Origin of the sequence: Sphingobacterium sp. UBA6645, from assembly GCF_002455685.1 — a bacterium.
Taxonomy (GTDB): domain Bacteria; phylum Bacteroidota; class Bacteroidia; order Sphingobacteriales; family Sphingobacteriaceae; genus Sphingobacterium; species Sphingobacterium hotanense.
The window spans coordinates 41,394-62,967 of record NZ_DKLH01000005.1 but is presented as its reverse complement, the minus strand read 5'-3'; the positions used below and the strand labels follow the sequence as shown (position 1 = coordinate 62,967).

16 protein-coding genes and 1 pseudogene are annotated in these 21,574 nt (G+C 40.8%); 14 read left to right on the top strand and 3 right to left on the bottom strand.

The features are described from left to right. Positions 1-4: 4 nt before the first annotated feature. The 13 genes and pseudogenes from B2400_RS00905 to B2400_RS00845 all read left to right on the top strand — a co-directional run bounded on the left by B2400_RS00905 (position 5) and on the right by B2400_RS00845 (position 16,692). Positions 5-3,214, top strand: a complete 3,210-nt coding sequence (locus tag B2400_RS00905) for a SusC/RagA family TonB-linked outer membrane protein (protein ID WP_286651356.1) — start codon at positions 5-7, stop codon at positions 3,212-3,214. Positions 3,215-3,223: 9 nt separating this feature from the next. After that, positions 3,224-4,918: a RagB/SusD family nutrient uptake outer membrane protein gene (locus B2400_RS00900; protein WP_286651357.1), complete on the top strand. Its 1,695-nt coding sequence runs from the start codon at positions 3,224-3,226 to the stop codon at positions 4,916-4,918. A 19-nt stretch (positions 4,919-4,937) separates the two neighbouring features. Beyond that, a complete protein-coding gene (locus tag B2400_RS00895) occupies positions 4,938-6,614 on the top strand; it encodes a DUF5018 domain-containing protein (protein ID WP_286651358.1) in 1,677 nt (558 codons plus the stop codon). 65 nt (positions 6,615-6,679) lie between these two features. After that, a complete protein-coding gene (locus tag B2400_RS00890) occupies positions 6,680-8,074 on the top strand; it encodes a family 10 glycosylhydrolase (protein ID WP_286651359.1) in 1,395 nt (464 codons plus the stop codon). Between the two features lie 9 nt (positions 8,075-8,083). Continuing rightward, on the top strand, positions 8,084-9,397 hold the full coding sequence (locus B2400_RS00885; RefSeq protein ID WP_286651360.1) for an alpha amylase family protein: 1,314 nt from the start codon (positions 8,084-8,086) through the stop codon (positions 9,395-9,397). Between the two features lie 9 nt (positions 9,398-9,406). Then, entirely contained in the window at positions 9,407-10,585 is a 1,179-nt protein-coding gene (locus B2400_RS00880) for a copper amine oxidase (RefSeq protein WP_286651361.1), read from the top strand. Positions 10,586-10,663: 78 nt separating this feature from the next. After that, positions 10,664-12,076, top strand: coding sequence for a DUF5009 domain-containing protein (locus B2400_RS00875; protein ID WP_293930211.1), 1,413 nt, complete (start codon positions 10,664-10,666; stop codon positions 12,074-12,076). A gap of 31 nt (positions 12,077-12,107) precedes the next feature. Further along, complete coding sequence (locus B2400_RS00870) at positions 12,108-12,785, top strand: GDSL-type esterase/lipase family protein (protein ID WP_286651363.1); 678 nt, start codon at positions 12,108-12,110, stop codon at positions 12,783-12,785. Between the two features lies 1 nt (position 12,786). Then, positions 12,787-13,470: a GDSL-type esterase/lipase family protein gene (locus tag B2400_RS00865; RefSeq protein WP_286651364.1), complete on the top strand. Its 684-nt coding sequence runs from the start codon at positions 12,787-12,789 to the stop codon at positions 13,468-13,470. Next, positions 13,470-14,405 carry a DUF4434 domain-containing protein gene (locus B2400_RS00860; RefSeq protein ID WP_286651365.1) on the top strand — a complete coding sequence of 312 codons (936 nt, stop codon included), beginning with the start codon at positions 13,470-13,472 and terminating at the stop codon, positions 14,403-14,405. The genes B2400_RS00865 and B2400_RS00860 overlap by 1 nt, the downstream gene beginning before the upstream one ends. A gap of 9 nt (positions 14,406-14,414) precedes the next feature. Further along, positions 14,415-15,590: an AGE family epimerase/isomerase gene (locus B2400_RS00855; RefSeq protein ID WP_286651366.1), complete on the top strand. Its 1,176-nt coding sequence runs from the start codon at positions 14,415-14,417 to the stop codon at positions 15,588-15,590. A 65-nt stretch (positions 15,591-15,655) separates the two neighbouring features. Beyond that, a pseudogene (locus tag B2400_RS00850) lies at positions 15,656-16,132 on the top strand (bestrophin family ion channel); the annotation flags it as partial. After that, positions 16,108-16,692: a bestrophin family protein gene (locus B2400_RS00845; RefSeq protein WP_293930218.1), complete on the top strand. Its 585-nt coding sequence runs from the start codon at positions 16,108-16,110 to the stop codon at positions 16,690-16,692. The pseudogene B2400_RS00850 and the gene B2400_RS00845, both read left to right, overlap by 25 nt. A 4-nt stretch (positions 16,693-16,696) precedes the next feature. On the opposite strand, the gene B2400_RS00840 is transcribed toward B2400_RS00845, so the two are convergent. Continuing rightward, the gene (locus tag B2400_RS00840) at positions 16,697-17,011 is read right to left on the bottom strand and encodes a hypothetical protein (protein ID WP_149525441.1); all 315 of its coding nucleotides are present in this window, start codon (positions 17,009-17,011) and stop codon (positions 16,697-16,699) included. Between the two features lie 270 nt (positions 17,012-17,281). Here B2400_RS00840 and B2400_RS00835 point away from each other — a divergent pair, with 270 nt between their 5' ends. After that, positions 17,282-18,955, top strand: coding sequence for a hypothetical protein (locus B2400_RS00835; protein ID WP_286651368.1), 1,674 nt, complete (start codon positions 17,282-17,284; stop codon positions 18,953-18,955). Between the two features lie 275 nt (positions 18,956-19,230). Here B2400_RS00835 and B2400_RS00830 read toward each other — a convergent pair whose 3' ends face one another. Together B2400_RS00830 and B2400_RS00825 are read right to left on the bottom strand one after the other, a co-directional pair. Then, a complete protein-coding gene (locus B2400_RS00830; RefSeq protein ID WP_286651369.1) occupies positions 19,231-20,361 on the bottom strand; it encodes a glycerate kinase in 1,131 nt (376 codons plus the stop codon). Beyond that, on the bottom strand, positions 20,361-21,341 hold the full coding sequence (locus tag B2400_RS00825) for a 2-hydroxyacid dehydrogenase (RefSeq protein ID WP_286651370.1): 981 nt from the start codon (positions 21,339-21,341) through the stop codon (positions 20,361-20,363). The genes B2400_RS00830 and B2400_RS00825 overlap by 1 nt, the downstream gene beginning before the upstream one ends. Positions 21,342-21,574: the final 233 nt, after the last annotated feature.

Below are 21,574 nucleotides of genomic sequence, written 5' to 3'. Positions count from 1 at the left end.
AATTATGAATCATCTAAAAAAGAGTAAATCTTTGATTTTTAAGATGTTCTGTTTGATGTTCTTACTGATGCAAACGGCTGCTTCCTATGCGCAGTCTATCGTTCGCGGTTTGATCAAAGATGAACAGAACGCTCCGATTGCCGGAGCTACTGTGAAAGTAAAAGGTAAGAGTCAAACAGTGATGTCTGACGAACGGGGATCTTTTGAGGTTCAAGTTGATGCTTTACCAGTTACCCTTCAAGTTCAGTTTCTTGGCTATCAGTCGAGAGAGGTGTTAGTCAATAACGCGACGAACAACAACATTACCTTGTCTTCAGAGGATAATGCATTAGAAGAGGTGATGGTTGTTGCTTACGGAACGCAAAAGAAAGGTACGATGGTAGGGTCAGTTGCTCAAATTAAAGGAGATGAACTGAAGCGTACTCCAACGCAAAATATTACCAACACCTTGGCGGGACGCTTGCCAGGATTAACGGCTGTACAGCAGTCGGGTCGTCCGGGAGCTGACGGATCGTCGCTTTATGTTCGGGGTATAGGAACCTATGGTTCTAATAGAAGTCCATTAGTTATCATTGATGATGTGGAAAGACCTTCTTCGACCTTAGCTTATTTAGATCCCAATGAAATTGAATCCATTTCGGTATTAAAAGATGCGGTTGCAACTGCTGCATACGGTGTGCAGGCAGCGAACGGTATCATCATCGTTAAGACTAAATCTGGTAGAGAGTCGCCTGCGAAAGTATCCTATGATTTTTCTTACAGCATCGGACAAAATACACGCTTTCCGGAATTCCTGGATGGACCAGATTATATGACATGGTACAACAAGGGTATTGAGGTAGATAATGATTTCTTAATTAATACAGGGCAAGCACCTGCGGCGCTAGTTTACTCGCAAGATTTAATCGATGCCGTTCGTAACGGTACGAATACCAATCCTTTATTTGGAAATACAGATTGGATCGGCATGTTGGTAGACAACAATTCACAATCACAGCATCATTCTGCGACTATTACCGGCGGAAATTCAAATACACAATACTTCGCGGCAATTAACCATATGGATCAAGATGGTGTTGTCGCTAATACAAACTTTAAACGTTACAACGTACGTACGAACTTAAACAGTCGCTTAACAGACTATTTATCTGTGGGATTGAATGTTGGCTTGCGTAATCAAATTACTAATACGCCGGGTATTTCTCCTGATAATACAGCTTATATGAATCCATTCTATCAAGCGGTCCGTACTTTGCCAAATATGCCGATGTACGCGCCGAATGGTTTGCCAACTTCGTACAACTCCAATGCTGGTTATGTGAATCCATTAGCAGCTGTGGAGCGTTCGGGTTATCAAAAATATAATGGGAATGTGTTCCAAGGGCAAGCGAATATTACTCTACGCGTTCCTGGTGTTGAAGGATTACAGGCGAAAGTTCAGGCGGCATACGATTATTCTAATCAGGAAAGCAAAACTTGGTTAACTCCATATGAAACAATGGGGCGTGGGAGAGATCAGGTTACTGGAGATTATGTAGCACTTTCAACTTTACCAGGTATCACAAAAAGCACATTGCGTCAAAGTTACTCTGCCGATTATAGAAAGACACTTCAGGCGAGCATGAACTATGATAAAGTGATTGCTACGGATCATAACCTATCGGTTTTAGCACTATATGAATTCTCTGGCCAAAAGGGGAACTTATTCTCCACAGGGGCTGCTAACTTCCCAATTGATATCATCCAAGAGATTAACTACGGGTCGAAAGATCCTTTAGATTATGTGATGCCGACAGGTTCCTCAGATGCGGAGCAAGCTCGCGCAGGTATGGTAGCACGTGTCAACTACGCCTATAAGAGTAAGTACTTGTTAGAAGCAGCAGCACGTTGGGATGCATCTGCCAACTTCTCACCCGAGAATCGATGGAAATCTTTTCCAGGCGTAGGTTTAGGTTGGGTTGTTTCTAATGAAGACTTTTTTGCAGACTTTAAGGGAATCAATTATTTGAAGTTGAAAACCTCTTATGGTAAATCCGGTAATGACCGTGCACAGGTAGGAACATTTCCTTATTTAGCAACATTCGTTCAAAATACAGCGCCTGTTGTCGTGATTGACGGGAAACCGGTGACTGCTATTTACACTTCGAATATTCCAAATCCATCGTTGAAATGGGAAGAGTCAACCATGTTCAACGTGGGCTTTGAATCTTTCTTCTTAGATAACAAGCTTGGCTTTGATTTCGAATGGTTTTACCGTCATACAACGGGGATCTTAGGAAGCGTTGGAAGTTTATATCCTGCGTCTATTGGAGGTTATTATCCAAGTTTGGCGAATATTGGTGAAATGGATAACCGCGGATTTGACGCACAGATTAAATATAATGATACCTATGGCGACTTCCGTTTAGGGCTGACTGGTAATATTAACTGGTCGAAAAATAGATACCTAAAATATCAGGAACCAGATGGTACGCCTTCTTATTTAAGCGTAATTGGCCGTTCTGTTGGCGAAAAGACAGGTTTTGTTGTTGACGGAATGATTCAAACTTGGGAGGAAGCGAACAACGCGATGTCTCCAAGCTCTGGCATTATTGCTCCAGGTTCATTCAAGTTTAGAGACTTGAACGGCGATGGTCGTTTGACACGTGCAGAGGATATGACTTTCATCGGTCGTTCAAATGTACCTGAATTAACATTCGGATTGAACATCGATATGGCATATAAAGGTTTTGATTTGTCAGCTTTATTCCAAGGTGCGGCTTTGGCGGATGTGACCCTAGCGGGAACATATGAAGGTTCTTCCGGTACGACCGGTGTTGATGATAATACACCATTCACTAGAACATTCTACGGCTTTGGTAACTCACCTTACTTCTTGGTAGAGAACTCTTGGACACCAGATAATCCAAACGCGGAATTTCCACGTTTAAGCTCTTATAAAGCAACAGGTATGTCAGCACATAATGCCAACAAGAACTCGGCATGGATTCGTAAAGGAGATTACTTACGCTTGAAGTCGGTGCAGTTAGGTTATACTTTGCCGAAGACATTAACTGAGAGAGCGAAGATCGAAAATGTTCGTTTGTTCGTAACAGGATCCAATTTATTTACTTGGGATTATTTGAAATATTTAGATCCAGAGATGCCAAATGTAAACAATGGTTTCTATCCACAACAACGGATTTATTCATTTGGTCTTAACGTCACTTTTTAATCATTGATCATGAGAAATTTAAAAGTATTAAAATATAGCGCGATGGCAATGTTTTCTTCGGCATTCATAAGTATGAATAGCTGTAGTATTGACGTCATCCCACAAGATAGATATGTTGAGGAAAATATTTGGGCGGATCCTTCGACCATTGAGTTATACATCAATGGAATGTATGCGGAAGTGAAAAAGTTCCAGTTCGGCTTGTTTCCCAATTTAGGTTATGATAATGCGATGGACGCCTTAGCGGATGGTATGAAGTTTACTTCTAATACTCCGGGTAATGGTACGGTCAATATCTTGATATCGAATGCAAATCAGTTTTCGCCTGCGAGTGTAGGATTGAACTATTGGGGCTCAGGGTATGATAGAATTCGTCGTGTAAACGAATTTATTGGCGGCCTAAAGACAAAGTCGCAATTAAGCGATGAAGACAAGGTTAGATATGAAGCAGAAGCACGTTTCATCAGGGCGTATGCTTATTTCTGGTTAGCGAAACTACACGGATCTGTCATCATTTTTAATGATATCGAGCAATATGCTACGAAGGATAATCCACGGTCTAGTGAAGAGGCGGTTTATGATTTCATAATTGAAGATCTGGATTTCGCTGCAGCAAATTTACCGAATACTAACAAGAGCGGACGCGCCGGAAAAGGAGCAGCGTATGCATTACAATCGCGTGCGGCATTATTCGCTGGGTCAATTGCAAAGAATGATAAGAAGCAATTTAATTCAGACCCTTTAACAGGGATAAATCAAGCGAAAGCAAACGCATATTTCACTAAATCTGCTCAAGCTGCGCAAGCGACTATTGATTTGGGATTGTACGAGCTTGATGCCAACTTTCAATCTATTTTTACGAATAAAAACACAAAAGAGGCGATTCTTCGTGTTGATTTCGTAGCTCCAACAGTTACGCATCAATATGATTTAGGATATGCTCCGCCAAAAGACGCCTTAGGCAACACCTTGGTTTATGGTGTTCCGACTGCGGAATTAGTGGATGAATTTGAAATGAAGGATGGAAGTAAGTTTTCATGGGATAATCCTGCACATGCGGCAGCTCCTTATGAAAACCGTGAGCCGCGTTTCTATGCGAGTATCCTTTATAATGGTGCTACTTGGAAGGGTAGAACTATCAATACAAGCATCGCCGATGTGAATGAAGGTTTCATTCCATTTGGTCAACAGGGAGATCCGAAAAGGACGGTTACAGGATATTATGCGAGAAAAATGTTGGATCCTAACAATACCACATTTGTTGTTAACAAGAGTACGCAAAGTTGGATCGAGCTTCGTTTTGCTGAGGTATACTTAAACTTAGCGGAAGCGAAAGCACAATTGGGTGAATTCGCTGCGGCATCGACCGCTTTAACAGCCTTGCGTGAAAAGCGCGGCTTACCGGCAGCTTCGCTGCCAAACCTTGCTAAAGCGATGGAAGTGATAGAGCATGAGCGCACCGTAGAATTGGCTTTTGAAGGTCACCGTTTTTGGGACTTACGCCGCTGGAGAAAGGCGCATATTGAACTTAATGGCAAGAAAATGACGGGGCATAAGCCTACACCAGATGGGGCGGGCTTTACTTACGAAGTTGTTCCAGCAGACGCTTCTGACCGTAGTTTCACGGGGAAATTATATTATTTACCAATTCCCGAGGGTGAGGTTCAAGTCAATTTAGGTTTAACACAAATTCAAGGTTGGTAATCTTTAACCAATAAAAATTATGAAAAAGATTATAAAATATACACTGGCAGGCCTATTATTAGCCGTAACATTCGGTTCTTGTCAAAAGCCAGATTATGTGGAGCCGAACGATAAGTCTGAAATTGCGGATTTTTATGCAACATTAGAGGGCTCTGGACGCGAAAGATTATTCAATAGCCGTATTAGTAATGATACTGTCTACGTAAATATTGATTACTATTATCCGATTAATTCGGACGATGAGGTTGACTTGTCGAAGGTTCTTTTAAAGGCTTCTATTCCGGTGGATTCGCGTATTGAACCGTCATTAGAAGGTATTTCGGATTTAACGAATCCTATCAATATTTCAGTGATTGCTGGAGATGGGTCTTCTAAGCAATATGTGATTGTTGCCAACAAAAAAGGTAATACAGACATCGTTAGAGCGAGCATTAATTTTGAAGATCAGACAGGAGTTCCTCAAGAAGTCGATGCAATCATTGTTGGAAATGTAGTGAATTTCTCTATTGTTCCAGGTACGCAGATGGTGAATCCAAAACTTACTTATTCATTAAACAAACACGCACAGGGTTCCATTACGAATGGATCGACAATTAATTTAGCTACTGATCTGCCATTTACGGTTACTTCTGCTGGCGATGCCAAGCGTACATATAGTCTAAAAGCTGTTGATGCTGTGAAGCTTCCAAAAGGAATTCGTGCAAACAGTGCTAAGATTATGTTCGCGAAAAAACTAAACGCTGATTTAGGGATTACCGTGAATAATATGACCAATAGTTTAGCGGTTGTGGGTAAGCATTTGGTATTGAATACACGAGGTGAAAACTCGCTTTACATCAATGCCTTTACAGGAGAGAAGATGGGAGCAATAGAGCTAGGCGATAAAAAAGGAGGTTTAAAGAACTTTAATAACACGTCTGACGATGCTGGTAATTTCTTCTTAAACAATCTGGTTCCTAACGACGGCAATATATTCAAATTGTATAGAGCGACATCTGTAGATGCTCCATTGGTGCCTTATATCGAATGGGACGCCGCTGGTAAAAAGTTAGGAAGAAGGGTTTCCATTATCGGTGATGTAACGAAGAATGCACTGATTACTGCGCCGTTCCACGGCGAAGGGGATAAAACCTTTGCTCGTTGGCAAGTAACCAACGGTGCGTTGGTATCCAATACGCCTACCATTGTAACGATAAGTGATTACCAATGGTCGAATAATAATATCGATATCATTTATACAAATCCATTAGATCCAACAAACGAATACTACGGTGTAGGTTATTCGGACAATAGACTAGCGCGTTTCAATGGAGTAACAAATTCAGTTGCTGCTAATCTGGAAAGACTAGAGCCAAACTTTATCGCAAACTCAGTAGACTTTATCAATTTCAATAATGGTAAATATGTTGCTTACAACCATATTAACAGTTTTGATTGGGGATCTGCGGATCAGGTTTTCTTGATTGATACTGAGGGAGGATTTTCAGGGAATCCATCTTTGGCAACAACGCCTGGTTTAGTTTGGGCAGCGCCTAAAGGTACCTACGGTCGTAGCGGGACAGTCCAACCAGCAAATGCAAATGGTACAGGTGATGTCATTATGGCTGTATCGGACAATGGATTCTATCTATACTTATACTTTATGTTCACTAACGGTTATGTAGTTGGTGTTCAGTATGACTGTGTGGATTTATAAGAGAACGGATTATTTAGCTATTAGCAGCAATGAGCACATTGCTGCTAATTTAAAGGAATTGAAATATGAAATGGAAATCAATATTCGCAGCCTTAGCAATCGTTGCTTTTGGTTCTTGTTCCAAGGATTCTGGCGGAGAAACTCCGATAGAAAAACCAGATCCTGAGACACCTCCAATCAATGAAACCGGCAAGCAAGTCTTAGTATGGGTCGACGCTAGATCGAATGTATTTGGTACTTACGGCAAGTTCAATAGTAAAGAGGAGATCATCAAAATACTGGATATCCTAAAGGATTGTGGTGTAACGGGATTGGTTATCGATGTTAAACCGAGTTCGGGTTATACGATGTACAATAGTACATATGCCAAAGAATTTACAAGTTTAGACGGGAAAACCAAGCCCACGGACTATGTTGAATTCGTGATTGCAGAAGCTAAAAAACGTGAAATGAAAGCGTATCTGTCTATTGTTACCTTCGTCGAGGGAGACGGCAGTAGAAGAATCGGGCATGCGTTTGACAATGCGGATTTTAAAGAAAAATATGAGTCTATCGTTGTAAAAAACACGCAGGGGCAGCTAGGAAGAATTTCGGAAACGGGTAAGAATATATTTGTCAATCCCGCACAACCGGAAGTCCAAGATAGAGTACTCAATATGATTAAGGAAATCGCAGGTAAATTCGACCTTGATGGACTTATGCTAGACTACGCTCGTTATACGGATATCAATGCTGATTTCTCAGACTATAGTAAACAGCAGTTTATTACCTTCATGAAGGAAAAATATAACGATACGCAAGCGGAAAAGATGAACTTTCCAACAGATATCGTGAGTTCTTGGAAGGAACAGTCTGGTCAACTATTACCAAACACAACAGGTAAGTATTACAAGCAATGGCTGGTTTATAGAACCAGTGTCATCCAGGAGTTTGTTAAGAAGGCTCGACAAGCTGTTAAATCAGTGAAACCGGATGTAAAGTTTGGTGCATATGTAGGAGCTTGGTATACGACTTATTATCAAGTGGGAGTGAATTGGGCGAGCAAGGATTACGATCCTTTTCAAGATTTTGATTTGCGTTTCGACTGGGCGTATCCAGGCTACGGTGCTACAGGTTATTTTGAAGAGCTAGATATGTTGATGACTGGAAACTACTTTACGCAAATTCGTTTAGCTGATAATCCTGCGACAGCAAGCTTGAAATACCATTGGTGGAGTATTGAAGGGTCGCTCAATGGAATAGACTATATCACAAAGAAAAAAGCACCGATTTATGGAAGTATTGATGTCGGCAATGTGAATTATGCAAATAAGCAAGAAATCAGTAAAGCCATAAAGTACATTCTATCAAGAACGTCGGGAGGGGTAATGCTTTTTGATGTGGTTCATATGTATGCCCCACAATATAATATGTTAAAGCAAGAGTTGTTTGATGCCGTTAAAGAAGGTGTAAAGAATTAAGAAGAAAACATGAGATTAGTTAGTATAGCCTTTATTTTATCAATATTATTTAGTTCCTGTGTAATTAAAAAGGAACAGGCGATCAAGGAAAAGCCGTTTATCGATCGGAATATCCTTTGGTTTGACGCTACGGCAAACTTCGATCGATTCTGCCATAAGGATTCTATTGTTTACTATTTGAAGAAATCCAAAGAAGTCGGTGTAACTGATATCGTGGTTGATGTTAAACCTATAACGGGAGAAGTTCTTTACCCAAGTAAGATTGCACCGGTGATGACATCATGGGGCGAATCGAAGACTAAGAAGGACCTTTCATGGGATATGTTGAGCTATTTTATTGAGCAAGGGAATCAATTAGGATTAAAGATTCATGCCTCGACGAATGTTTTTGTGGCTGGTCATAATTTCTTTGATAGAGGCGTTGTATATGACGATGCTAATAAGGCACATTGGCGTACGACATCTTATTTGCCTACAGGTTTTAAGTTGATTACGGATCAGAAGAATAAATACTCTGCGATGATTAATCCTGTGTTAGAAGAAGTACGTCAGTACGAACTTTCGATTCTTAAGGAATTGGTAGCCATGTATCCGAAGTTAGACGGTATTATCCTCGATCGTGTTAGATTCGACAATCTGAATGCTGATTTCTCTGATGCAAGTAGAAAAGCCTTTGAGGATTATTTAGGCAAGCCATTAGCAAAATTTCCTGCAGATATCTACGAATATCAGGAAGAAAAACGCGTTGATGGTGTACATTTCAAAGATTGGCTGACTTGGAGAGCGAAGATTATACATGATTTTATTTACCAAGCTCGCGAAGAGTTAAAGAATATCAACCCCAATATTGTATTTGGTGACTATACAGGTTCTTGGTATCCACTTTACTATGACGTTGGTGTCAATTTCGCAAGCAAGAAATATGATCCATCGAAGGAGTTTACATGGGCATCGTCTGAATATAAGAACTATGCCTACGCGGATGCACTTGATTTGTTTACTACTGGCAATTATTATTTCGAAGTAGAAAAATCTGAAATCAAAAAGAAAACTGATGAGAAACAATTAGAGTCGGGACTGACAGTTGCGCAGGAAGATTGGTATACAGTTGAAGGTTCTGCCGAATTAGTTAACCGTGTAACAATGGGAGAGACCCCAGTCTATGCTGGACTCTATGTTGAACAATACAAGGGTCATCCAGAGCAGTTTGTAAAAGCTTTGCAGATGTGTAGAGCGAAATCTGAAGGTTCCATGATCTTTGACATCGTCCATGTAATCAATTACGGATGGTGGGATTATTTAAAAGAAGGGTTAAAAAAATAAATTATTACTATGCTAAGAAGATTTATCGCATTACTTGCTATTCCGTTCTTGTTCCAGCAGGCGTCTGTGGCACAAGAAAACTTATCCGAAATTTCCAAAACGCTTAGAGCTGCAAAGGAAGGAGAGACTGTTATCCTAAAGAATTTCTTAAAACCTGATTTTAAGAAAATTGCTTTCAAACAAACAGTTACTCCAGGCCCGCAGTTTTTGATCTCTGACGATCCAGAATATATCCGCATTCCGGAAGCTATTGCTATGCAAGAGCAAGTTGCTCCAGGGGCAGTAAGACTTTATGTTTACAATGTGAATGGGGTGAAAGAGCCGACGCAAATTCCAAGGAAGATCAATGCAGTGATTAAGAACTTAGGTAAAGAAGATATGCATTTGAGAATGCTGAAGTTTTCTTCTCAAGCTCCAAGTACTAATTATTTCAAAATTGGAAAGCAAGGTTTAGAAGATTATTTCAAGTCGGAGGAAGTGAATATGGTTAAAGTCATCAAACCCGGGCAAGTCGTTCCTATTGATGACGAAATGGAGAAGCGCATCGCAAAATATGATGAATTGGTTCATGGTATTTACGAATTTGTGGTGGATCAGCCGGCACTAATTTCTGTTGTGCAGACCTCACCTGAGCAAAATACCGCGGAAGCATTCTCAAAAATCGATACTATTATTCCGTTTAGCCATGTAAATGCCGGTCGCGGGATATTCCCAGTGTCAAATTACAAGATTGTAAGTGCTGATACTTTAGATACCAAACAAGGTGTTCAACAGCTAATTATTGCCGATGGAGAAGATGATCCATGGATTACTGGAACTATAGGAGCCGATAAACAACCTGCAAAGAATGCGGGTAATTACGGGGTGTTGTATGATACAAAAATCAAGTGGAAAAGCACAGATGGAAAAGGATTAGCCTTAATTACCTGGAATAGCCGTTCCGCTGATAATCAATGGTGCGGTGGTATGGGATTGACAATGGAAGTATATGATGCGCAGGGTAAAAAGTCTGTAAATCAATATCCATCGAATCAGTTAGTGACGAGAGCAGCACCTGAAGCTATTTTAATTAAGATCTATAAACCAGATCCAAGCAAAGAGATACAGGAGATCAATTTTACCTATTCTCCTCCAGGAGCATCTTGCTTACCAACACCGATGATTTTAGTCCCAATAGATTTAAAATAAACAACAGGTACATCAACTAAACCGGTACTGTTGCTGCACTGCAGCAGCAGTATTTCAAAGGAATTATGAGTTAATATTGTGAATACGTCTCAGAAAAAGTATAGAAATCTCAGTATAGATCTGTTAAGAGGTTTGGCGATTGTCGGGATGGTCATAGCTGCGGTTATACCATGGACAGCTGAATTTCCAGGATGGATGTATCATGCTCAGGTTGGTCCACCGGACTTTAAGTTCAACCCTGATCGACCAGGCATTACTTGGGTCGATTTGGTGTTTCCTTTTTTTCTATTTTCAATGGGAGCGGCATTCCCGTTTGCCCTCAAGAAATCTTTGGAAGCACGGCAATATGCGTCTATTACAAAGATCGTGCTTCGGAGGGGATTGCTATTATTGGTCTTTTCGATTGCATTAGCCTACCTAACACCTGATAATTTAACAGGAAACAACATTGTAAACTATCTATCAGCGTTAGCTGCTTTCGGTGCCTTTTTCTTGTTATTTATGCGCTTTGAAGGAACTGCATTTAAAAAATACGGGTTGCAAATATTGGGATTTCTAATCCTTATAGCATTATCATATTATCATAGTGAGGTTCTTGGCAATACTTTTCATAAGGAAAAGAGCAATATCATCATACTTGTTCTAGCGAACATGGCGGTGTTTGGGACACTGTTATGGGTGCTTTCCGCAAATAGCATTTATCTAAGAATAGCCATTTTATTTTGTTTTATGGGCGTTTGGTTTAGCAAGGATATTGCAGGTAGCTGGACATCCGCGATATGGAACTTTCATCCCAAACTACATTGGTTCTACAACTTTGCATACTTGAAATATCTGTGTATCGTATTGCCCGGCTCTATTTTAGGGGATCTAATCTGGAAGAATAGAGAGATTTTTCAAAGGGAGTTCACATCTTCCGAACGGAAAGCAACACTAATATTAGGCACGCTATCGTTCCTTTTCGTCGCTTTTCACGTCCTCTGTTTATACGAGCGTTGGATTACTGTGGACTTAGTGGGACACGTAGTGTTCGGCATACTTTTCTATTATTTCTTGAAGGATAAAAAGGAAGATAAAATTGTTTTCTATAAACAGTTGATTTTTTGTGGTTTTATTTTTTCAACAGTAGGTCTGTTCTTCGAGCCTATCGATGGTGGCATAAAAAAGGATCCTTCCTCATTTAGCTATTGGTTTATCACAAGTGGACTAGCTTTTTTATTTTATTTGACCTGTGATTATCTAGTGACTTTCTGTAAGAACAATATTGTAATAAAGTCTTTGGTTCGATGCGGTCAAAATCCGATGATAGCCTATAGCGTTTCAGCATTCTTTATCACGCCTGTTTTGGGACTTTTGCGCATACTTCCTTGGTTAGATCAATTGGCTGTTAGCAGTCCATATCTAGGGCTCATTAAAACAACGGTTTTTATAATCCTAATGATTGCTATTACCAGTTATTGTACAAAGAAACAATGGTTCTGGCGTTCTTAAAATAATAATATACACATTAACGAAACAACAAATGAAGTTAAGATATCTTAGTTTACTCCTACTAGGTTTGTCTAGTAAAAACTTAAATGCGCAGGTAGCCATCGACAGTAATTATGTGTTCTCTGGATATACTGAGCGATTAGCACTATTTAACAAAATGCCCGTAAAGAAAGGGGCAGTAATCTTTCTTGGGGATAGCTTGACGGAAGCAGGACGCTGGGAGGATATCGCCCCTGAACTGCCAATTCTAAATCGTGGTATTAGCGGAGACATTTCCTTCGGGGTTGTTGATCGATTGGAGGAAATTATACGTCATCAACCAAAGAAGTTATTTGTAATGATCGGCGTCAATGATTTGAAAAGAAATGTACCGGTTTCTAATATTTTGGAAAATTATCGTAAGATCATAAAAAGGGTACAGGCAGAGTCTCCTAAAACGAAGATTTATTTGAGCAGTCTTATGCCTATAAATGATGCGAAATTGATAGCAGCATTTAAGCAAGTAAAGAATGAAGATATTCTGAAGATCAATGCTGAATTGACGCAGATTGCTGCGCAAAACAAGAATGTAACATTCGTCGACCTGTACCCTGTCATAGCGGATGAAAAAGGACAGCTTAAAGCAGAGATGACTCCTGATGGAATCCACCTAGAAGTTGCAGCATATATTCCTTACATCAACTATCTAAAATCTAAAAAATACTTATAATATGAGAGCTAGTTTTTTATTGCTGACCATCTTGCTATGTGTCAATACTGGATTTGCGCAGGAGAAAAGAGATTTGAGTCGTGATAGCTCATATAATAACTGGTATTATGAGTCGCGCGAGAAATTGTATCAAGGATTGAAGAATACAAAAACTGATATTGTTTTTTTCGGTAATAGCATAACAGAGCGCGGTCCTTGGCAAGAGCTAATTGCCGGAAAACACAGAATTGGAAACCGCGGAATCGGAGGGGATAATACCTTCGGAATGAAGGCACGTGTTGCCGATGTTGTTAAGACGAAACCGAGCAAGATATTTCTGATGATGGGGATAAACGATATTGGAAGAGGATTGCCAACAGCTTGGTCGCTTAAGAATTATGAAGAGATCATTCTGACAATCAAAAAGCATAGTCCTAAAACAAAAATATATGTGCAGAGTACTTTGCCAATGAATGATGAACTGTTGAAATATGATTATCTAAAGGGCAAAGCGCAGCTGATTAAAGATTTAAATGCAGGGATCCAGAAGCTTGCTACCACCTATAATTTAACGTATGTTGAATTGGGGAATGTACTTGGTGAGAATGATATCCTAAACAAAAACTATACTTCAGATGGAATACATATCAATACGGACGGTTACATCCGTTGGGTGGACTATTTGAAAGCTAAGAAATATTTATAATGAGAATTACAGGAACTTTTATCGACGAAATTAGCCACGATATTCCCCATCAAAACTGGGGAAGAGCTGAATGGGATCAAGATTTTGCCCATATGAAATCCATAGGTATAGATACGGTGATTATGATTCGCAGTGGATATCGTCGTTTCATCACTTATCCATCCACATGGTTGCAGAAGGAGTATGGCTGCTATGCGCCTAGTGAGGATCTCGTAGAGATGTTTCTCCAACTAGCTGAAAAGCATGGCTTGAAATTCTATTTCGGATTATACGATAGTGGCAAATATTGGGATTCTGGAAACATGCAACATGAGATTGACGCTAACCGATACGTCATTGACGAGGTATGGTCGAAATATGGCCACTATTCGAGTTTCGGAGGATGGTACTTGAGTATGGAAATCAGTAGAAAAACGAAAGGGGCGGCGACAGCATTCCGAGTATTAGGAGAGCAATGTAAAAGCGTTAGCAATAATCTACCAACCTTAATTTCACCTTGGATAGATGGCAAGAAAGCTGTTATGGCATCTTCGGCGACCCTTTCCAAGTCCGATGTCGTTTCGCTGCAAGAACATGAGCGCGAATGGGATGAAATTTTTCATGAAATACATCATGCAGTAGATGCGGTAGCTTTTCAAGATGGACACATCGACTATCATGAACTTGAAGACTTTTTTACTGTGAATAAGAAACTTGCGGACCGTTACGGAATGCAGTGCTGGACAAATGCTGAATCTTTCGATAGAGACATGCCAATAAAGTTCCTCCCAATAAAATTCGAAAAACTGAGACTAAAGTTAGAGGCTGCACGTAAAGCGGGATACGATAAAGCGATTACGTTTGAGTTCTCGCATTTTATGAGTCCTCAGTCTGCATACTTGCAGGCTGGACATTTATTTAATCGCTATAAAGAATATTTAGAAAAATTGAAATAAGCAAAAGATATGATGGATTTTGTGAATAAATATAAACAGGAATTGCTGCAGAATGTCCTTCCATTTTGGACGAAGAATTCGAACGATAATGAATATGGAGGATTTTTCACCTGTTTAGACCGTGAGGGGGGAGTGTTTGATACAGATAAATTTATGTGGTTGCAGGGGCGCCAAATTTGGACGATGGCAACCATGTACAACGAAGTTGAACCAAACACCGAATGGAAGGAGATGGCGCTTCAGGGAGCAGAATTCATTTTGAAGAATGGTCGCGACGAAAATGGAGACTGGTATTTTGCCTTAGATCGCTATGGAAAACCTTTGGTTCAGCCATATAATATCTTCTCAGATTGTTTCGCAACAATGGGTTTGGCTGCGCTTTACAAGATAGAGAAAAATGATCACTATGCTGATGTTGCTGTTAGTACGTTTAACCGCATTCTCGAACGTAGAGACAATCCAAAAGGAAAATTTAATAAGCAATATCCAAACTCGCGCTCCTTGAAAGGATTTTCATTGCCGATGATTCTAAGTAACCTTGCGCTTGAGTTAGAGCATATCATCGACAAGCGAACCGTTGATCAACTTATCGACGAGGTGATGCATGAAGTAATGGACGTTTTCTACCAAAACGATACCGGTTTGATTATGGAGAGCGTGAATCTTGATGGCTCTTTTTCAGACACGTTCGAAGGAAGGTTAGTAAATCCGGGACACATTATCGAAGCGATGTGGTTCATGATGGATCTTGCTATCAGAAGAGAGGATGCCGATTTAATGAATCGATGTATTGACGTCGCCATTCGAGCATTGAACTACGGTTGGGACCAACAATTTGGGGGCATCTTGTACTTCAAAGATATTCTTGATAAGCCTTTACTACAGTTGGAATGGGATCAAAAATTATGGTGGGTTCACTTAGAAGCACTGGTATGTATGGCGAAAGGCTATGCCTATACTGGTCGACAAGATTGTAAAGAGTGGTTCGAAAAGTTAGATGCATATTCTTTTAGTAGATTTAGCGATCCGGAATATGGAGAATGGTATGGTTATCTAAATAGACAAGGCGAACCTTTGTTGACCTTGAAAGGTGGGAAATGGAAAGGCTGTTTCCATGTGCCAAGAGCGCTATACAAGATATACAGCACACTGGAGCAAACAGAAAATGCATTATTCGTGCGATAGATTTCCCATACATAAGTTTAATTAGTTTTCAATAAATCCCCGACTAAAAATCGGGGATTTTTATAATGTTGCTGAATAGCAATTGCCCCATCCCTCTAACCCGTTCCCAACAACGCTTTCCATTTAAAAAGATGGTATATTTGGTCTTATCAAATCAAAATACCGAGGAGAGTAGAATTATGATTATACGCAAAAAGGAAACTTGGTTCAGAATGTTGTTTATTTGGGAAGGTTCTGTTCTTCCACGCGTTTTGCCTCGCCTTATTTTACTGTTTTTTCTGTCGGTGGCTGTCGTCTATTTTCATGGGACGTTACTGAGTTATAAAGTCCCATTGGATGCAACACCTTTTACGCTATTTGGCTTCGTATTAGCCTTGTTTCTAGGCTTCCGTAATAATGCGAGTTATGAGCGCTTTTGGGAGGGCAGAAAACTCTGGGGCTCGTTATTAAATGTTTCCAGAGCGCTTACGCGGCAAGTCGCAACTTTGACAAACGGCAGAATTGATCAAAATGAACTATTGGTTTTTGTTCGAATAACAGTGCGTTCAATTTCGCTCTCAAACATCAGTTACGTGGTACGGATGCGAGCAGCGATCTTGAATCCCGATTATCGCCAGAACTATTCGCAATTGCTAAAGTCTCAAAGTATAAGCCAGCGGTAATCATGCAATTCATGGGAGAATGGATTCAAAATCTAAAACAAAGGAATATCATCGACAGTATTCAGCAGGCTCGAATCGATCAAAATATTGATAAGCTCTCGGATATACTGGGCGGCTGTGAAAGAATTGCTTCAACCCCAATCCCGTTCAGTTATTCCGTTTTGCTTCATCGCACAGTTTATATTTATTGTTTCCTATTACCCTTCGGGTTGGTCGACAGCTTGAGTTGGTTTACTCCATTTATCGTATCCTTTATCGCCTATACTTTTGTCGCCTTTGAAGCCATTGCTGATGAAATCGAAGAGCCATTCGGAAATGAGGCTAATGATCTTGCGTTAAGTACTATGAGCACAATGATTGAAGAAACCTGCTTGGAAATGTCAGGAAAGCCGGTGGATAGCAACGATTTGAATGATGCGCATATGAATGTGATACACTAATGTGTTAGGCACCATTTAATGCATCTTTCGCTAGGTTTAATTCATTGTTGATGTATTGGTCAATTAAAGGAAATACTTGCTGTTGATTTCTTGCATCTTGCTTTTTTAGATCAAATATTTTAAAGACTAAACTATCCTTCGGATAATTCTCGTTGTTCATAAGTTTCATGAGCTCCTCTCGATTTTGTTGATCGTTTCGAAAAACAGATATGATGATGGAGTCTGCTGGAACGTTTTTAAGGGCGTTCGGTGCTTGCGCTTTCGCCAAATAGATTGCCCCTAGAGACAATAGAACCTTAGAAAATACTTTTATCATCATCGTTACATAGCGTTTATGGATGATTGAAGATAAAGAATTGAGATTTTGCAACAATTGTAAAGCGGTTAAACAGGGAGATTTAGCGGAGAATCAGGGAAGGAGATAGGTGTATGCTCCAATAGTGCATTAAAACAGCTACATTTTCGCTTTAGTGTTTTTTTATTCTTGGACAAGGTAAGTACAGGACAGTTCCCTCATCTCAATTAACTATTATTGTATTACAAGCTCCAAAGGAGCTTCTGAGATTAACCCTCTCAAAAACATTTAATAATGACAATCAACCTAAACCACAAGGCCCTTTTAACGTCCTTTTTTGCTGTTCTTTTCTTTCTCGGATTCACTTCCTTTCAAGAACCCAAAGAACAGCAAAAGGCGAAGGGTTTTCGTATTATCCATAACAACGACGGCACTGATGCTCTAGCCAACATGTGGTTTAATCGCAAGGCTAACCTCTCTCGCGCAGATATTAACCGTTATGTCGATATCGTAGCAGACAGCAAGGTTGTTACTACCTACATGATGTGTACCGGTAGCGACTTTGTCTATTACCGTTCCAAATACGAACGCACCTTTGGCGATGACCTTAACGGTACCCTATCCTGCAACAAAAGTACCGCCGAGCGCGATGCCTTTAAACACTATTACAACAACTTCCTCAGCCTTGAAAAAGAAGGCACAGACATCATAGACGCCTCACTGACCCGTGCTAAAGAACGCGGAATGGAAGCCTTTATCAGCTTCCGCGTCAATGATCTTCATTTTGCAGATACATCCAGCAATTGCCGGGTATCCTATCCCGACTTCTGGTACAACAATCCACAGTATTATACTGGCGATCCTACCCAAGGTATGAATAGTGCGCAGGCATTAGATTTTACTCACGATGAAGTTCGTCAGCATAAGTTAAATCTTATCCGCGAACAGCTAGAAAAATATCCACAGATCGATGGCTATGATCTAGACTTTATGCGTTTCATCGTGCTGTTCAAAACAGGAGATGGACCTGCAAAATCTCATTTGATTACTTCCTTTGTGAAATCGGTACGTCTGATGGTCGACTCTGTTTCGGCCGTTCGGAAAAAGGATATTCTGTTATCTGTTCGTGTTCCTATAACGGTGGAAGGATGCTTGGAGAAAGGCATCGACATTCGCGAATGGCATCGACAGGGGTTAGTGGATTTCATTTCTATTGGTGCGCATTGGCGAGGTGAAACGGCGACGCCAATTGCCAAATTCAAAAAAGATTTATTTCAAGGCTTTAAAAAGACGATACCAGTTTACGGATCCATCGATGATGGCGGATATCAGCCGCGCGAATTCTTTTCCGAAGGCATGTATCGTGGAATGGCATCCCATATTCTTGGTCAGGGCGGCGATGGTTTGTACCTCTTTAATTTTTATTTCGAAAACGACGGAAAAGTAGATTATGCTAAAGCGCTAAATGAAAGCGGCTTGGTGAATAGAACCAGATCACAACGATTATTGACTGATTTAGGCGACCCGACATTGTTAGCCAACCGAAATAAGATCTATTGCGCCTCCGACGGAGTGACGAATGCCTATGGCGTTTTACAAATAGCCGACTTACCCATGGCATGCGGAAATGGCAAAAAAAGCAATATCGGAATCTTCGTAAGCGATGCGCCCGATAGCAAGAACCTTCAATCTCGACTTCTGTTTCTCCGTACGGATAAAATGGCAAGGATGGACCTCAGTGTCAATGGTAAAGAAGTAAAACCTTTAGACAGCAGCTTTGCCCTTAAATACGATAGAATTAAAGGTCTGCAAGATGGAGAAGAAGTATATGTTTATGAAATTCCGAATAACACCCTATTAAAAGGCGATAATCAAGTAACTGTCGTCTCTAAGGGCGGAATATTTATCGTGAAGCGTTTAGAAATTGCACTGAACTATGGCGATGTGCAAAAGCATGGATATTTTTAATTAATAAAGATCGTTTTTGTTTCAATCATGTGATGTTTTGTCGGCTGCAAATTCAAGATTTGCGGCCGATTTTTATAATAGAGGTTAGACATTAGACATTAGATATCAGACATTAGATATGAGACATTAGAAGGGCGTCAATATCTGAAGGAGTAGTTTGTTTTGAAAAGAAGGAAACTTTGTTTTGAACCAGGAAAGGAAGGATGCAAGGATGAACAGGATCCTGCTAATCCTTTCATCCTTTATTTCCTAGTTCAAGACACTTCTTCTCTAAATCAACGACTCAATAATAAGCCCAACTGCTTAGCTGTTCTCGTCAAATTATCGGCGGTATGTTGTATAGCATCTTCCAAGTCCTCCGGACGATTACCGATTGATAGCAATGCTGCAAAATAGTCCTGTAACTTTTTGTCAATCTTTAATGGGATATTTCCCGCTAGGCCAATTATGGGTTTATTGTGCTTGCGTGCCAGTTCGGCTAAAACTACCGGTGCTTTTCCTTCCAAGGATTGCGAGTCTATGCTGCCTTCGCCGGTAATTACCCAATCGACATTCTTTACCTGATCTTCAATCTTCGTGAGTTCGAAAAAATATGCCGCTCCTTTCTTTATGTCGGCATTTAAGAATACTATAAAAGCGGCGCCAAGTCCGCCGGCGGCCCCGCCTCCAATCACTGAATTCAAAGATTTTCCAATGATCTCCTCCGTTAATTTATCGAAATAGCCCAAGAACGCTTCTAGTGCTTTCACATCCTCAGGACTAGCTCCTTTCTGGGGGCCAAATACTGCTGCCGCACCATCAGCTCCCAACAACTTGTTCTCTACATCGCATAGCACAGTGAAACGTGCATCCTGACTGATCCTTTTAAGCTTGTCGAGAGAGAAACTTTTTATGTCTCTATAGTTCTTCGATGTCGCATTGATCGCTTTTCCGGCTTTGTCTAAAAACTCCATACCCAATGCCTGCAACATCCCAATTCCTCCGTCAACGCTCGCTGAACCACCCAGGCAGATGATAAAATCCAAAACACCCTGATCCAGATTATATTTGATCAGCTCGCCGAGGCCGTAGCTGCTCGATTCAATAGGGCTACGCAACTTGCCGCTAATCGATTTAAAGCCCGTAGTTTCTGCAACCTCTATAATCGCAGTTTTGCCCTTGTCTAGCAATGCATAGCTCGCTTCCGTATCCTGCAAATAGACACCCTTCACAGCGCGCTTTTCCATTTTGCCCTTTAGATGCTTGCTAAGCAAATAGGATGTGTGGTCACCGCCATCTGCAATGGGAAACTTGATTAGCTCAGCTTGAATTTTGCTAGCCTTCAACCCCGTTTCAATTGCTTGGGCGACTTCTTCTGCTGTAAGCGCCCCTTTAAAACTATTGGGTGCAATTAGTATTTTCTTCATTAGGATTTCTCGTAAACCTCAGGGTTTAGGCAAGTAGGCATCGGTTTCCCATCCACAAAAGCGACGATGTTTTCCGCTGCAGTTCGGGCCATTCCTCCACGAGCTTCCACCGTTGCAGAACCAATATGTGGCAACACGCATACGCGCTCTAGCTTCAATAATGGATTGTCGGGCAACATAGGTTCCGGATCCGAAACATCCAAGCCTGCACCCCAGATACGTTCTGATTGCAACGCTTCGTAAAGATCTTCTTCATTGATAAATCCGCCGCGAGCGGTATTGACCAATATGGCATTTGGCTTCATCTGCTGGAAAACGCTGGCGTCGAATTTACCGTGGTGCTCAGGAGCGTAATTTGCATGTATCGATAGTACATCAGACTGCTGCAGCAACTCCTCAAAGGAAACATATTTTGCGTCTACTTGCTTCTCTAAATCCGGATGTTGATTGCGGTTATGGTAAATGATATTCATCTGGTAGGCAGCTTTACATTTTAGCGCCATCTCTAGACCGATCCGCCCCAACCCAAAAATGCCGAGCGTTTTTCCGTATAGCTCTTGCCCTAGATTAGCAATCGGATTAAAATATTTAAATCGAACGCCAAGACGCACCTGGTTGGTGTGAAAGGATGCCAGTCGAGATACCATTAGCATCAATAAGAACGCTATGTCCGAGGTTGCTTTGCTCAGCACATCGGGCGTGTTGGAGACAGGGATGCCTCTCCGCGTAGCTTCCTCCAAATCAACCTGATCGTACCCTACCGAAAACAAGGATACTGCCTTTACCGATGGACATAAATCAAAAAACTGCTTATCGATTTTATAAGCACCGATATTCAGAATTGCATCGCATTGCTGGCAGTAGCCGATCCATTCGTCATAGCTAATCTCCGGGTTTTCCGGCATCAGCAAGTCGATACCAGAATCTGCTAATATCTTCATGCCATCCTCAGGAATTAATTTGTTGATAAAGATCTTCATCGTTTGAATATTTTGAGCGTTGGTTAGATTATCTGAAAGTACAAAAAAATGGAGACAATTCTTAGCTAATCCCCGAAAAAAACAAAGCAAGCGTCTCTAAAAGCGACGATTGCTAAACGACAGTACAGGCGTGATAATCCACTGTAGATTGAAGTATAAAGGCCGAATGCTGCCAGGTAATTCTACCTGCTTGCTTGCGCACTTTATTGCCGCGGAGTAGGTACTAGTACCTG